Consider the following 16,143-nt stretch of genomic DNA (forward strand, 5'->3'; position numbering starts at 1 on the left):
CCGCTTGGCATCGTAGTCGAGCTGAGCCTGCAGGGCATTATAAGGCTTACAGCGTTTTAGCTCGTAGTTAATGGTGCTCTTGCTTCTTTTCAACTGTGAGGCAATGTAAGACAGCGATTTCTTTTCCAGGCAATAACTTTCAATTAATACACGTTCCTGTGGTACGATATGGGTATAGCTCATTTGGGAACACTCCTTAGTTGATTGGCGTTAACTATTGTGTACCCACTTGAGCTATTTTAATTTACGAGCCGTTCGACTTAATATGATAATCTATATTACAAAAAAGATAATTAAATTACTTAATAATCCACTATATATATTCCAATTTTTCCAATGGTAAAGTAAACTATAATTTTCGATTAAAGCAGCAAAAGTTGTTAAAGCAATAGTAAAAGTCAAATAATGAATGATTATTCTTACCCTTCCTTTATTTATGGGATAAAACATAATAAATATGACTCCAAATGTCGGGTAGATAAGAAAATATAAAGAGAAACTCATTTTTGTTGCATTCTCAAATTCTCTATATGGAAATTCCACCAAGTTACATAATAATTGAGCATATTGATAGATCCATGCAATACCTTGTCCAAATAAAAATGTTATGTGAGCAATTCTTTTGCGATCTTTAGGTACACATTGTATCAATACAATGATTGATAGTAGCCATGATAACAATAGTATCGATACTTCTTTGTTCATTTATAATCAACCTTTATCAATCGTTTTCTAAACCAAAGATAGTATTTATGATTAATAAATAATGAAATAATGACAGTTACTAAAGTCCAATACCACTTCCATTCGTCATATTCCACCAGTGTTGTATACTTCTCAAGTACTACTTCAAACAATGTGAAAAACCCCGAAAAACAGAGGTAATATAAAAAAGCGGTAAACCTTTTGATGTTATATGGATAATATAAACTAAAAAAAATTGCGACTGTTGGGAATAAGAAAAACTCAAACGAGAAACTTGTCTTGTTATACATATTTGCTTGAGGTAATAATTGTGTGGGATATTCAATCCATCCCTTTTCAACAGCAAATAAGCCAGCGGGCCAAGTTATAACTTGAAGAAACAAGAATAATACCCATGCGTCTCTTGATTTACCTTTCGGAACTAGTTTTATTAACGCAAAAATACATAACAATGAAAAGCCTGTTAGAAACCATCTCTCAAGATTCATTTTTAAGAAACACCCTTAAGAAGAGTTTTTTATTATCTTTTCCATTATTGGTTTATATATTCTTATAAGTAAAATGTAAAATACAATTAATTCTTTTATTAATGAGCCTGTTAGATTATGTGTTTCACTGCACAAATTCACCTAAAAATGAATTTCTTTGTTGCGCAGTTTGAGTCTACTCCTTTATACGAGGTTAATCTAGGGAGTGGTAAACAGTCTGTCATTCTGTGGTACACTATTTGTCATTAGGGGGTAAATAATATGTCACAGGTGGTACATTTCAATGGCCGTAATCACTCCAATAAAGCCAAAGATTTGTCCAACTCTATCATCTTTTTTACCAACTTACGCTAAGGAATATACCAAAAGATATTCGCCCTATATATATTTCTTACAACTATCGAATAACTCTTTGGTTTTTCAAACCCATTGTTTTTAGTAACTCTAATAGAAGCAGTATTGTCTGCTGCACAATCCCCAACGAGGAGTTATTTCAAGAATACCTGGTTGGGTACTAAGCAATGCTGCAGACCCGTAGTAACCATGTAGAGATTCCCGTTTATATAATCACTTAAGATCGAATACGCCAAAGTAGAAATGAAATCATGTTTGTTATCTAGCAAGAAAGCTGCTTTATCCTATTTATAGATCACAATTTAAACCTCTTAAAGAGTTTTCTGTAGTAAAGAAAAGATTTTATACTGCCAGTGATATGTATACCTCCCTATATACGTTTTTAGTTTGTATATAGGTGTGTTAGCGTGGAAAAGACATCCCAAATCAAATTTTTTCAAAAAATGCTGACGTCCTAAATGGATGCCAGCAACTGAAACTTAAATCAATTTAGATAAATAAATATGACTTGGATGTGAAAGTACCATGAATGGTATCCTCACTACTTTGAAAGAAGACTAGCTAGAAAAACGTGGGCACTGAAAAAGTCCAACAAAGACTATTAATTGTAAAACTTGCCTTTTCCGCTTCAGATATTATGAAAGAGCTTTGGTTTCCGTTGAAGATAACCGGCTCATCTGAGTAGGCACTTGATGGATCAGGTCTTATAACGAAAGCCGCCTGTCATTTCATTAATTGGGTACCCAGCGGTATAATTAAGGGAACTTTTTTCCCTTATTCGTTAATCCAAGTTAAATACTGGGTAAATAGAGGAACTTTTTTCCGTTATATGATAAAACAGAACATTTTTTAAGTGTATTTAGTTAAATAAGGGAATTTTCTTCCCCTATCTTAGCTTTTTTCAATGTTTCTTAGTAAATAAGGGAACTTTTTTCCTCTATATATTATTTAGAATACTGGGCCATATTGGAAAGTCTCATCGGTCACTGGTTTGAGTTAGCATTTTTTTATGGACTAGTTGAAAAAGGCCGCATTCCTGACAGGCAAATGTGCCCAAATGATTCGATACATTGCATTCAATGAAAAAAGTCAACTTTTTCTTCCTATTTAAGGAAGGAAAGTTGACTTTATCTTTGTTCATAAAAAGAAAATTTTAAAATCTCTAGATTTTCAGTGCCCTTAGAAAAACCCGTAGTTATTTAAAAGAAACTATTTTCGAAATAAATCGGGTAGTCACTGTGACAGTGTATAAAAAGAACCCTTATACAAATTCACTCAGCAATAACCAATAACATGGATTGAGCGGAAGATCAGGGTCCACAGGAATATCGTCTGCGTTATAACCGACGATAAAGCTTTCTGGTTCAGTGGCAGATGCCCAGCCTGCGACGAAAAATTCATTCACAATTGTATTGTCAGTACTGAATATATCTGTGCTGCCTATATAAAAGGAATCGATGCCGGCAATTCCTTTTCCAGCAGTATTTTGGACGGTATTTCCATAGAAAGCGATGAATTTAAAAATATTCAAGATCGCCCCAAACAGTAAGACAGGAACATTTCCTTCACTAATGGTTGTGTTATCGATAATATAGAGACCAAAATTTTCACCTGTAAATTCTTCTATAAGAAGAAGATGCCGCAAAGTAAATGGAGAAGCCAGTTGAGTATTATTTCTGATGACTAAATCTCCCGTCAATGTACCAGAACTAACTGATACATTTGTAATAATGATGAAGGTGCACCTGGTATCTCCTGAATCCGAGACAAAAGTATTTGTATCAATAATACTTTGACCTGATGTAGAAGCAATATTGATATACCGGTAACTGTTGTTCAGCCCAGCATTAGGTGAATAAACAAAATCACAATTGGTAATTTGAAATTCTGTTGCAATCAGTGAAATACCAAACTCACAAACAGAAATCTCACAGTTATCGACATAGATTCCGACAGCTGATAAATTCCCTACTCTAATGACGGTCTCAGTGGATGTTACTGACACGAAATCTTGAACGAGGGACATGTTCTGGAAAACAACATTCGATACTGTCACATTAAACATGTTCGTTACACCGTTATTCGTAGTAATCACAGTCGTTGCGCCTTTTCCTTGACCCTCTATCGTAACCGACTTATTAACATTTATAGTGGAATTTATAATAAAGGTTTCAGCATCAAGCAATAATCGATCACCATTGACTGCTGCGGCTAAAGCAGCATCTATCGTGGTAAACGTTTGAGTGGATCCTACAAGCAGGGTATTTCCTGTTGGAGTCGGAATCGGTCTTGCTGCAGGAGGAACAGGCTGCAGCTGCTTATAAAAAGTATTCCCTGTGGAGGTATCGATATAAAGATCTCCTTCATTACCGAGATCACAGGTTGGTGAGCCTACTCCTGTTAGTACCGGGGTTCCTGCTGGCCCGGTCGCTCCTTGAGGCCCCGTTGCTCCCTGAGGCCCGGTCGCTCCTTGAGGTCCCGTTGCTCCTTGTGGCCCGGTCGCTCCTTGTAGTCCCGTTGCTCCTTGAGGTCCGGTCGCTCCTTGAGGTCCCGTTGCTCCTTGTGGCCCGGTCGCTCCTTGTGGTCCGGTCGCTCCTTGAGGTCCCGTTGCCCCTTGAGGTCCCGTTGCTCCTTGTGGTCCGGTTGCTCCTTGAGGTCCCGTTGCTCCTTGTGGCCCGGTCGCTCCTTGAGGCCCTGTTGCTCCTTGAGGCCCGGTCACTCCTTGAGGTCCCGTTGCTCCTTGAGGTCCGGTTGCCCCTTGAGGTCCGGTCGCTCCTTGAGGTCCCGTTGCTCCTTGAGGTCCGGTCGCTCCTTGAGGTCCCGTCGCTCCTTGAGGTCCCGTCGCTCCTTGAGGTCCCGTTGCTCCTTGAGGCCCGGTCACTCCTTGAGGTCCGGTTGCTCCTTGAGGTCCCGTCGCTCCTTGAGGTCCCGTTGCTCCTTGAGGTCCGGTTGCTCCTTGAGTTCCCGTTGCTCCTTGTGGTCCGGTCGCTCCTTGAGGTCCGGTCGCTCCTTGAGGTCCCGTTGGTCCAACTGGTCCAGTATCAGTACCTAATAGCTCTTCAGACACGACACGATGTGCTGCAACTATCTGCCCATTAGCATTTTTTCCCCAAGTCGAAACTTGTACTTCTTCTTCAGCAGCTCCTTGAACTGTAAAGACAAACTCGAATCCATCTAAGTCTGCAAAATAATTCCTTGTGATCACCGCGTTTGGCAAAACATTCAGAGATTCCAACACATATAATACGCGGGAACCATTAAGATAATAACCTTGAATGAGAACGGCAGCGGAATTACTTGAACTACGGTTGTCAATCTTCACTGTTACTTGTCGAGTAAGCCTTTCCCCATTGGACGGGTTGTTCACAATAGGTCCCGTTGAAAGTATAGACATAGTTTTCTTACCTCCCTTTTAAATTTGAACACTATTCCTACCGAAGTAATCTCAGTTGATAAGACTATGAAACTGTTCTTCTATATGAATAGCTGCTACTATACTATTCGAGTCTATGAAAAGTTGATTGGGTTGAGGCAGTGAGAAGATTATATTGGGGATAGGAATGGGGTACCTTTTACCAGTGAAAGTCTGTAATCTCGGTTATATGCTCTTAAGAAGGATTCATTAATGACTACCTTATCTGCTGGTGATAGCAGCAACCAAAATAGAGAATTCCTTAACCTTCCTAATAGAATATTTTGTGAAAATACGAGGCAGATTATCGCCGTATTGTTCCAACTATTCATTTTTAAAAAAGAGAAGAATTTATGTTACTGATGTACCAATGCTATGAAACTATCTCTATTTATGCAGCAGAAATACAAGATATTTAAAAGAACTTATGCTGCCATTACCGAGAAGCATAAGAACAAAATCTTCTCCAGCGCGGGTCCATAGAATACTTCTCTGCTTGACTATAAAAAGGATAGCAGGATAAAAAAGGATCTTTCTGCAGCTCAGTATTGCCATGCTATCGATCTCTCAGTAACAGATGAAACGAATGATTTCACAGCAAAAAGGACTTCAGCTTGTTTAAAGCTAGAAGTCCTTTCTATTTGGTTGATTCTGCTCGCTGGATGAAGGAATCTCTAAATGCATGATAATCCACCTATCTCATACTCCCTCAAGGACCCTAACCCACACTATGGATATAAACCACCAGAATGAGAAAGAACGCAATTGTTTCCAAGTTAAAGAAATAAGGGTTCACTTTACTCTTTTCCAGGTATGTAATCGGTTTGACCATGCTGGTTTTGACAAGCAGCAGTATGTAATAAATAGAGAATAAACAAAAAAGGCTCATTAAACCTTTAGAAAAAAGCCTTTTATTTACAAGGCTGCGACAATTATTTCCCAATACAAGTATATCAAGAGTTTACAAATAAAAAAGCCTAATCCTCTATATCTTACCGAGGTATGAGGCTTAGGTCTTCCATATTCATACTAATTATGGAGTATATTCAATTTAATAGTTTGATTGTACTGTGCAGCAACTGATATTGTATTGCTATTGTTCTTCTTAAAGTAAGCCCATTTTTGGTATCTAAAACTTCATCACTACAGCAAGATTCCGGGCAGTATTTTTCAAATTTTCATACCCACTTTGAAGCGCTTCCTCTAACGTCATCACTCCTGGCACTATGCTGAAGATTGCATCAATGCCGTGGTCATACACATTGGTATAATCGTTGGTTAAACTACCTGCAAGGGCAATGACGGGTACATTATATTGTTTTGCTGTTTTTGCTACACAAATGGGGGTTTTTCCATAAATCGTTTGATGGTTAATGCCGCCTTCTCCTGTAATGACTAGGTCGGCATCTTGTACCGCTTCTGCTAGTTTCGTTGCTTCAATGACAAGGTCCCCGCCGCGTTTGAGGCTTGCAGATAAAAAGGCAAGCAATCCTGCTCCTAACCCACCCGCAGCTCCTGCACCTGGTATAAATTGAATGTCTTTGCCCACGTCGCGGTTGATGACATTGGCATAATGAACCAAATGAGCGTCTAACAACTCTATTTGCTCCTTGGTTGCTCCTTTTTGCGGGCCATATATCGCAGAAGCCCCTTTAGGACCAGTTAGTGGATTATCAACATCGCACGCCACATCCACTTCCACATGATGAAGACGCTGATCAAGATTCGTCAGATCAATTCGACGAAGGTTGGCAAGCGCCGCTCCTCCAAAGGGAATATCCACACCGTCTCCATCTAGTAATCTTCCACCTAAAGCTTGAAACATTCCAGCGCCGCCATCATTGGTCGCGCTTCCCCCAATTCCGATAATAATCCGTTCCACACCTTTATCGAGAGCAATGGATATTAATTCACCTGTTCCAAAAGTCGTTGCCGTCATGGGATCACGCTTAGTAATCGGCACCAGCTCAAGCCCCGAGGCAGCGGCCATTTCTATGACAGCTGTCTGTCCGTCTCCAAGCAGTCCGTAAAACGCCATTACCTTGTCTCCTAACGGGCCGGTTACCGTCGCATGCTCGATCTTCCCGCCCGTTGCCTCGACTAACGATTGAACCGTTCCTTCGCCCCCATCTGCCATAGGAACTTTTACAAATTCAACATTAGGTAAAACTTCTTTCAGCCCTTCTTCGATCGCATTGGCTGCTTCTAACGCTGTTAAACTCTCTTTAAATGAATCTGGTGCAATGACCACTTTTTTCATGGTTGATCCCTCCCTTATTTTTATAAAAATAGTTTAAATACGCCAAAGATCAGTGTTGATATGATGGCAATCGTTAATCCAACAAGGGACTCATATGGAATCAGCTTTAACCTTTCTTGGAAGTTCATCAGCACGCTTCCTGCGGTTGCGTGGAAGAAGCTTCCGTGCGGGAGGTGATCCAGGACGGTTGCACCTGCATGAATCATGGCTGCACCGGCAAGACCTGCTACACCTAATTCGAGTAACGTTGTACTAAACACACTACTTGCAACGGCCGCACCTGCCGTCGTTGATGCTGTTGCCGCTGACATGAAAATACCTGAAACCGGTGCCAGCACATAGGCCGGCAATCCAAGCACATCAATCCCGTCAATTAAGAGATTTCTAAGTCCAGAGTTCGAGATGATCCCAGCAAGGGTACCTGTTCCTAAAAGTAAAACAGCCACACCAGACATCTTGTTTAATCCAGAAACAATAAATGTATTGATCGATGTCATTTTCCCCATCACTAACGCACCGACAAGTCCGCCAATTGGAAGCGCAAGCATCGGATCGATTACAATGTCAAATAACGGGCGTAGTGCCAGTAACACAATGGTAACGAGCGGAGCAATAATGGCAAGCCAGAAGGATGGCAGCTTTTGACCATCTGTTTGTGTAATTTCATCAAGTGATACTTTCGAACCTTTATTCACTAACCTTTTCGCAAGGACATATGTAACAATTAATCCGCCAACCGCCGGTATGATCCCAGCCGCCATGACCGATGTTAACGATACGCCAAAAGCTTCTGAGACCGCGATCGTATTTGGATTGGGTGACATAATATTTCCTGCCTTACCTCCACCAATCATCGCTAGTAATATTGCCGTTTTTGATAGATTTGCACGGCTGGCAATCGCTAGAGCAATGGGCGCCACGGTTATGACAGCTACATCGACAAACACACCGACAGCTGTTAAAATCATCGTCGCGATCGCTAGGGCAAATAATGCTTTTTTCTCCCCAATTTTCTTTACAATGCTTTCTGCAATGGAAGCAGCTGCTCCCGACTCAATTAACACCCCTGCAAGCACACCAGCTGCTAAAATTCTCAGAACAGCAGGGATGATGCCTTGAGCTCCGCCCATCATTAGATCAACGGTTTCAGGAACAGAAGCTCCCCCAACTAGACCACCAACCATCGCTCCTCCTACTAATGCGTAGACGGGCGGAACTTTCCTGAATATAAGAACAATTGCTAATACTAAACCTATAATCGCACCTAAAGCGCTTACTTGAACATCCATTGTTATACCCCCTAGTTGAATCTTAATTAGTACCTATTGTAAGCGCTTTACATACACAATTCATCGTTCGGATGAACAGAAGAAAACGTATTCAAACCTGTTTTCTCTGTTCATCCGCACAACTCATTTTTCCTCACTCACAAAAGTATTAATAACAAGGGAGAGATACAATTCAAATAAATCCTGATAGTTTCTAGGATCCTTGCCCGTGATTTCCTTAATCCGTTCTAAACGATACTGAAGCGAATTTCTGTGGATAAATAATTTATTGGCTGTATTGATCGCTTTTCCATTTTCATGTATGTACACCTGCAAGGTCTTCTGAAGGTTTCCTAATTCATCCTCTTCCTTTAACTTATGAATCAATTCAAAAAATGGATTGTTTTCGATTTGATTTGCTAATTTACTCATGAACACATAAATAGAAAGGTCACTGAATAGGAAGATGTTCTTTTCAGGTGTTAACTTTTCTCCAACCGTTATGGTTTCTTTCGCCTCACTAAAAGATTGATAGAGACGTTTAAATGTCGAATAATAATTTCCAATCGCTATTTTGACGGCAGGGTCGATTTTACTCAGCTGAGCGAGCCAAATTCGAACCGTGCTGATTGTACGTTCCTTTTCCCACTGGCCATCTTGGATGAATACTTTTTTTACAATCACGATCTCGCCCGTATAAGTAGTAACAGTGAGGTCGTCATGTTCGATGATGTTGTTGATCATCCGCTCTACTTTCTGTTTTCGATCCAACTCAAACGAGTGACTCTTTACGACTATAACCACCCTTGGAAGCAGCAAATCAATCTGTAACGCCTTTGCCTTTTCAAAAAATAAATTCTCATCCAGATGGCTGCCGTTAAGCAACTGATGAACAAACTCTTCTTTTATTCGTTTATCAAGCTGTAATTGCTTTTGCAAATAAGCCTGCTCAATAATCATTTCTGTTGTCATCTTCACTAATTCTCCATATCCTCTCGTTACATCAGGGGCTCCCGTGATTCCTACAACACCAAGGATCTCACCTTGAAACATAATCGGTAAATTAATTCCCTCTTTGACCCCATTCCAATTCTCCGTGTCGGAACCTCCAATTTCTACTGCTTCTTTTCTCCTCAATACTTCACTCGCTACTTCATGTTTTGCCGAAAGACGCTTTTTATCACCTGAACCAATGATCACCCCTTCTTGGTCCATGACATTGATATTATAAGGAAGGATTGCCATGGTTCGATCGACGATTTCTTGAGCAAGTTGTTCAGTTAGATATATGGTCATTCATTTGCTCCTCCTTTTCATCTATTTTCTTAAGAGACAGAAGGTTCCTTGTCCCGGAAGTAAGTAATTCATAAAAACGGTTCAGTCCATTTGGCTCATTTCTGAATACCTCTGTTTTAATACATCCAGTCTCCCGATCCCCTCATATACATAAAAATAAGCAAGTGATTTATATCATCCGCTCCCAACCAAACCTTTATATTAATTTTTTCATCACTTGACGGAGGTTCCCTCAGAATATGACACAGTTTTGCTTGAAGACAAACAAGAGATTTTACTTGCTCTGCCATCTTTCTTACCGACTTGCGCCAATGAATTTACCAGGCTCCGCCAACGTGTTTACCAATAGAAGTATGTTCATGGTTTTATAAAAGAAGTCTAATCCTACTGATCTTTACTGAGGAATTAGGCTTAGGTTATCACACTGTGCTAATTATGGATTAATATCTTCTATCGAATCGTTTCATTGAACTGTTGAGTATTAGCTGAATTTTTCTGTATAATTTTTAAGCCTTGAGAGAGGATATTCCTTATAATCACATAAGGAGGAAGGATTTTCAATGTCCGAGGTGACTAATAATAATACTACTAATAATAATGGCTTGAGCACTGCAAACAAAGTAAACCTTTCAGGTATTGGTATTGGAGCAATTGTCCTTACTACTGTTTACACAGCTATTTTAGCTTCCCAACTACTGGCTACAAAGCACAAGGTCGATTATCTTTACTACAAAGAAATAACTCAAAATAAATAGATTAAATTAACGGTGAACTCTTTCACCGTTTTTATTATTCCTCCCTGGGCATAAGTTCAAAGTTGGAGGCTACTACGTAAAACAATCATTATTCATGTAGTGGTAAACAGTCTGTCATTCTGTGATACACTTTTTGTTATTAGGAAGTAAACCGGATAGTCAGTGTGACAGTGTTGATATCCTGAAGAAGGCAGCAATCCGGGGAGACAGAGGGACAGGTTCATTGTCCCCGAAGTAAGTAATTCATCAAAACGGTTTATTTCAAATGGCTCATTTCTGAATACCCTCTGTTTTAATACAGCCATACTTGCGCGCTCATGCACACAAAAAAAGAAGCAAATGACCAATATCATCCGCTCCCAAGCAAACCTTTAAATTGATTTTTTCATCACTTGAAGGAAGTTTCCTTCTGAATATGGCACAAGTTTTCTTGAAGACAGCCAAGAGATATTACCTGCTCTGCCATCTTTCTTACCGGCTTACGCCAAGGAATTTACCAGGCTGCGCCTACGTGTTTACCAATAGAAGTATGCTGTTCCCAACCTAGCTAGTTATGGATTCATTTTTTTGAATAGCTTATTTATACTGTGAACCAATATCCTGTTTATAACAATTCAGCTGAAATCGAGCTAGCTTCATTCTTTCAGTCTTTTCAATTCCACTTTTCCAATAGTAAAGTAAAATGGCGAAGGAAAAGGCGGACGTTTCCCTTTCATTAATTTTGATAATGAAATATTTAACCAGTTACGTTTTTGGTGTATGCCCGTAAAGAATAAATATAATTTGTCCTGATCCTGTTTCGATTCACCATAGCAACCGTTGGGATAGCCTATTCCATTCCTATACCATTCCGCACCTTCATCACAATCCAAAATTAACTTAGGGGAACGAGACCAATTTCCACGGTCTCCATTTGGTTCGGCACCTTCTAGCAGCCAGAGACCTTGTTTAGGAAATGGGTGCCTGCCATATAAATTTGTACTTCTACAAACAGCCATTCCATAACCGCCCCGATAAGACTTGTGGATTGTTGCATCGTAGTAATTTTCATCTTCATTAAATAAGGTTTTAGGTTGGGACCAATTGTGCAGCCCATCGTCGCTTTCAACGTATTTAACACAATATTGAGGAGTCCCCTTCTTTCCAGTTTCCTTCTTAGTAGTTACATACCACATTCTCCACTTTCCCTCTATGTAGCTTACTTTTGATTCAAGAACATTGGGACTTTCTTTCGTTCCCGCTAGAATTCGTGTGGGATGACGCTTCCAAACACCTTCTCTTTTTTCTATGACTCCGATGGAATAGGGGGATGTATTATCCACCACTTTTCTTGATCCTCTACCAGTATAATACACGCGTTCAACGATATCCCCATCCGTACCTCTTCCGGAAACATAAAATGGTGTATGAAAACCAAAGTAATCCCAGCTTCCTTTCTCTGAGTTTTCGAATATTGGATTTGCCTTTTTGGGATGCCCTGATTGAGTCGTAATTTTCCATTCATTAGAGCTGAGTGTTTTCCCCTCAGGAAGGGTTGCGGTAAAAATATTATTTTTAAAATTAGTTTGAAATCCACTAATAAACATCCACCATTGGTTTTTAATTTTTACAACATGAGGATCACCAAAACCTAATACGTTATGTATATCACCATATCCATCTACTTGATCAAACAACTTTATTGGCGCATTTATTAAAAAGTTCATGTACAATCCCCTTTAAAGTATCGTTTACTTGTATCATTTCCACTATGTAACTAATTAAACTAGTACAATCACTGAGAAAGAAGTTCCTTGTCCCACTCAATCCCGAATTCCCTCGATTTTAATACATCCATACTCGCCATCCCCCTTCTTTACAAAAAAAAGAAGCAAATGATCTATATCATCCGCTTCCAAGCAAACCTTTGTATTTTTTTTACATCACTTGACGGAGGTTTTAACATCCACTATTTTCGACATAAACCGGGTAGTCACTGTGACAGCGTTTTTACTCCATCACTGATTATAAATTTATAAAAATACACCAGCGCAGTTTGAGTAAAGAGGTAAATGGGGAAGGAAAAAAATAACTCATATCCATTTTTATATATAAACACACCCACCTTTACATTTACATATTCAAACGCTATACCCATTAGAGACCAAGCAAGGATATAAAGCAAAAGCCGGATATTCTTAATTTTCCATTTTTCCATTATATATATAAAGAAGTAGCCGAAGGGCCCATATAAAAGATAGGCTACTAAATCCATATCAGTATACTTTTCACCATCCATAATATCATAATAATCATAGGGTGATGCACCTAGTGTATTATCAAATAAACCAGCAACGACAATCCCCCACATAATGAGTAAAAAAGAGATCATCCGGTTTCGGAAAGGACTTTTTATGGTGAAAATAAGACCGTATAAAACAATAATTAAACTTATTACAAAAATGTCATTTAGACCAAAACGTTCCTCTACCAACAAGAATGAACCTTCCATTAAGTCCACCCCAGTCTTTTAAAAACCTTATGACACAGAAACCCCAGTATCATCAATAGTGTTACAAATAACAAAGAAAAATGGATGGACCATTTAGCATATGTCACAAGCTCTTCACTTGTATTAAACCACTCAAAAGTTCCAATTAAAAGAAGCATGCCAACAGCCTGCATGAACCTTGCAATCATTCCTGTTGTATTGAATACCAATACAAAGAAAAATGTTAATACTAATGGAACAACGAAACATTTGTATAGAGTATAAGCTATATACTTACTGGGATCATCATTAAAACTGATAGCTTTAAATATAGCAGCCACTATTTCATATAAGTGGCTGTTCATTAAAGTGAAGAAAAGAAAGTAAAAACCTATTTCCCTATTACTTATGGACCTTTTAATAAAAGCCAATAAACCAACAACCAGCCAGCACGTTACTAAATATACAGCTAAAACCATATGAATCACCCTTAATCTTTAGATCCCCTGCTCCTTAAAAAGAGTACCCACCAAGGATTAACATGAATAGTTGGTCATCGCCAATATAAATGATGTTTACTTGGGCTCTGTTTACGTAATAATTGGTTTAGTATGTACATTATTCATTTTCTTCATTATCTTGATACAATATACAGATTTTAAAAATGAACCAGTCTCTCTGTCCCATGTCACATATTCATCCTCAGTAAATTCTCAGTGCATAATCCCCTCTTCACAGGGTTTTATGAAAAGATAACTCTCTCCTGTCAAACGCATGTTTTCCTTAACCGACTACCCCTTTAACTTTATGCAAAACTCCATCAGCAGCTCTCAAATTTCCCCTTAAACTCTGTCACAGTGACACTACCCGGATGCTCCTCAGCCACTACATAGCTTTTAAGACAAACGGTGATGAATTGTCGGCAGTATTATCTTCATATGTGATCCATTCTCTTCTAAAGAATACTGTCCGCCAAAATCAGTATAGAATAGAAACAAAGTTTACGAAAAGAGCCTCTGAAATAATAAAATCCCAGCGGTACTATCTATACCACTAGGATTAAGGACTAACGATTATAAGTTTTCAATTTTTTTCACATCTTCATGGGATAACACGAAATCGAAAAGCTCTAGATTAGATGCCTGATTTTCACGGTTGTGAGATTTAGGAATAACGACCACACCACGTTGAATTTGGTATTTTAGTAGTACTTGCGCGCCAGATTTTTTGTAGGCTTCACCGATTTCATCCAACACTTCTTTTTGATGGGCATCGGCTTTCATAGGTCCCCATGCAACTGGTGTAATGCCCTCTTCTTTTAATAAAGCAAGGAGATCTTTGTTCGGTTCTTTTAGATTAATTTGGATTTGATTAACAGCTGGCTTCACTTTGGCAAACTCTTTCAATTCTTCTAGATGATTTTTTCCAAAGTTTGAAACACCGATTGCTTTTAGTTTGCCCGCTTCGTAATATTCTTCAAAGACTTCCCACGTGTTTTTAAGTTGGACTTTATCCTCGATAGGAAAGTGAATAAGAAGCAGGTCGAGATAGTCCGTTTGAAAGTTTTTTAGACTGTTATCGATCGCTGCTCGAGTAGCTTCCTTTGAAGAAGTATATTCTTCATCAGCTGGAACTTTTGTGGTAATAAATAACTCTTCTCGAGGCACTGTGCTCTCTGCTAAAACCCTTCCGACAAGTTCTTCGTTTCGATACATGATGGCTGCGTCTATTGAACGGTAACCCAACTGAAGTGCTGATACAAGTTCAGGAATTTCATTTGTAACCGACCCGTTATACTCATTATTTACTTTCCCATACGTATTTGTACCAGTACCGACAATTGGCATTTTCAACCCATTATTAAGTGTTATGTATTCCATATTTTTAAGCACTCCCTCTGTATACTGTAATTTTCAGCTTACAAAGTACATCATATCAAATATGGGAATTTTCAAAAAGAAATCTGTATTAGGGCATAATTCTATTTAGAACAAAGCCCCCAGGTCTTAGCACATTTGAAGAATTCAAGAGATATACAACTTGGCCTTCCTGGATAGGCAGCCCCTATGTGAATGGTAAGTCAATAAAAAAGGAGGTTTTCGCAAAAAATTTGGCTATTTTAAAAGTAATGGATTTCCGCTCCACGTGAAAATGAGGAGGAGATAAAACAGCATTCAAAAGCAACAATCTTTTAGAAAAGAGCCATAAAAAAAGACCACTTATGAAGTGATCGAGGTTAAAATACATATTTAGCACCAATATTCTTATACAGTGGTACAACAGGGGCTTACAAATTTCTATAAACATCATCACTCGTGTATTCCCTCAGAATACCTTCTACAACGTAATATAAATCCACCCTCTAAACAATGGTGTCGTGTTGTGTTATTTTTGCAGCAGCATATCGACGTGAGGGATATTATCTTCTAAATAGGTTTCAGATATGGCCTGAAAACCAAAAGAACCATAGAATTTCCTTAAATAATCTTGGGCTTGAATTTTTACAGTTATTTCATTTAACTCTTCTTGGATAAACTCCAGCCCTTTTTTTATAAGTTCCTCTGCAATTCCTTGGCCCCTGAATTCTTTCTTTACAAAAACTCTTCCAATAGAAACTTCTTGATAAGAAACACCTGCTGGTAAAATCCTTAAATAAGCAATGATTTCTCCGTCGTCTTCTTTAAAAAGATGATATGAAAAAGGATCTTTACCATCAACTTCGAGGTAGGGACAATTTTGTTCAACCACAAAAACTAAAGTTCTTTCTTTTAAAAGATTATATAATTCACTATTTGTTAGCTCGTCGAATTTTTTTAAATTCCAACTCATTGAATTTCACCTCTTATTTGGCAAATGCACAAGCACCTGATGCTGTCGTTCTGGCTGCTTTTATCATATCATTTATCTTTTCTTAAATGAACTAACAGGGAATTGCTTGAAGTGAAACTCATCAAAATCATAATTCCCATCATGGTAAACAGTCTGTCAATCTTTGGCTAATCGTTCTTTGACTGACTTCTTCAAGGTGAAGTTCTAGAATCTTTCGGCAATTAACCATAAAAATGCCTCCTGATATAATAATGTCATGCTGCTAGCATGTAGGGTTATTATACAGGAGGCTTTCATTTATTCCAT

Annotated in this window: 13 protein-coding genes; 1 reads left to right on the forward strand and 12 read right to left on the reverse strand. The window is 38.7% G+C overall.

Going from position 1 to position 16,143, the window contains the following annotated elements; translation table 11 throughout:
* From FZC78_RS02665 to FZC78_RS02695, 7 genes are all read right to left on the reverse strand, one after another.
* On the reverse strand, positions 1-183 hold a 183-nt coding region (locus FZC78_RS02665), incomplete at its 3' end, for a helix-turn-helix domain-containing protein (protein WP_148938137.1).
* 90 nt (positions 184-273) lie between these two features.
* Positions 274-705 carry a CBO0543 family protein gene (locus tag FZC78_RS02670; RefSeq protein ID WP_148938138.1) on the reverse strand — a complete coding sequence of 144 codons (432 nt, stop codon included), beginning with the start codon at positions 703-705 and terminating at the stop codon, positions 274-276.
* Positions 702-1,193: a CBO0543 family protein gene (locus FZC78_RS02675; RefSeq protein ID WP_148938139.1), complete on the reverse strand. Its 492-nt coding sequence runs from the start codon at positions 1,191-1,193 to the stop codon at positions 702-704. The genes FZC78_RS02670 and FZC78_RS02675 overlap by 4 nt, the downstream gene beginning before the upstream one ends.
* A 1,615-nt stretch (positions 1,194-2,808) precedes the next feature.
* Positions 2,809-4,941 carry a collagen-like protein gene (locus FZC78_RS24805; RefSeq protein ID WP_148938140.1) on the reverse strand — a complete coding sequence of 711 codons (2,133 nt, stop codon included), beginning with the start codon at positions 4,939-4,941 and terminating at the stop codon, positions 2,809-2,811.
* A gap of 1,147 nt (positions 4,942-6,088) precedes the next feature.
* Positions 6,089-7,219, reverse strand: a complete 1,131-nt coding sequence (locus tag FZC78_RS02685; protein ID WP_148938141.1) for a glycerate kinase — start codon at positions 7,217-7,219, stop codon at positions 6,089-6,091.
* Between the two features lie 20 nt (positions 7,220-7,239).
* The gene (locus FZC78_RS02690) at positions 7,240-8,508 is read right to left on the reverse strand and encodes a GntP family permease (RefSeq protein WP_148938142.1); all 1,269 of its coding nucleotides are present in this window, start codon (positions 8,506-8,508) and stop codon (positions 7,240-7,242) included.
* 123 nt (positions 8,509-8,631) lie between these two features.
* Positions 8,632-9,783 carry a sugar diacid recognition domain-containing protein gene (locus FZC78_RS02695; RefSeq protein ID WP_148938143.1) on the reverse strand — a complete coding sequence of 384 codons (1,152 nt, stop codon included), beginning with the start codon at positions 9,781-9,783 and terminating at the stop codon, positions 8,632-8,634.
* A gap of 560 nt (positions 9,784-10,343) precedes the next feature.
* Here FZC78_RS02695 and FZC78_RS02700 point away from each other — a divergent pair.
* A complete protein-coding gene (locus FZC78_RS02700; RefSeq protein WP_148938144.1) occupies positions 10,344-10,538 on the forward strand; it encodes a hypothetical protein in 195 nt (64 codons plus the stop codon).
* A gap of 635 nt (positions 10,539-11,173) precedes the next feature.
* Here FZC78_RS02700 and FZC78_RS02705 read toward each other — a convergent pair.
* The 5 genes from FZC78_RS02705 to FZC78_RS02725 all read right to left on the reverse strand — a co-directional run bounded on the left by FZC78_RS02705 (position 11,174) and on the right by FZC78_RS02725 (position 15,837).
* Positions 11,174-12,244, reverse strand: coding sequence for a hypothetical protein (locus FZC78_RS02705; protein ID WP_148938145.1), 1,071 nt, complete (start codon positions 12,242-12,244; stop codon positions 11,174-11,176).
* A 266-nt stretch (positions 12,245-12,510) separates the two neighbouring features.
* Positions 12,511-13,029, reverse strand: a complete 519-nt coding sequence (locus FZC78_RS02710; protein ID WP_148938146.1) for a hypothetical protein — start codon at positions 13,027-13,029, stop codon at positions 12,511-12,513.
* Entirely contained in the window at positions 13,029-13,487 is a 459-nt protein-coding gene (locus FZC78_RS02715) for a hypothetical protein (RefSeq protein WP_148938147.1), read from the reverse strand. The genes FZC78_RS02710 and FZC78_RS02715 overlap by 1 nt, the downstream gene beginning before the upstream one ends.
* A gap of 594 nt (positions 13,488-14,081) precedes the next feature.
* Positions 14,082-14,888: an aldo/keto reductase gene (locus tag FZC78_RS02720; RefSeq protein ID WP_148938148.1), complete on the reverse strand. Its 807-nt coding sequence runs from the start codon at positions 14,886-14,888 to the stop codon at positions 14,082-14,084.
* Positions 14,889-15,393: 505 nt separating this feature from the next.
* Positions 15,394-15,837, reverse strand: coding sequence for a GNAT family N-acetyltransferase (locus FZC78_RS02725; protein ID WP_148938149.1), 444 nt, complete (start codon positions 15,835-15,837; stop codon positions 15,394-15,396).
* Positions 15,838-16,143: the final 306 nt, after the last annotated feature.

This window comes from Rossellomorea vietnamensis, from assembly GCF_008180415.1.
GTDB classification, from domain to species: domain Bacteria; phylum Bacillota; class Bacilli; order Bacillales; family Bacillaceae_B; genus Rossellomorea; species Rossellomorea vietnamensis_C.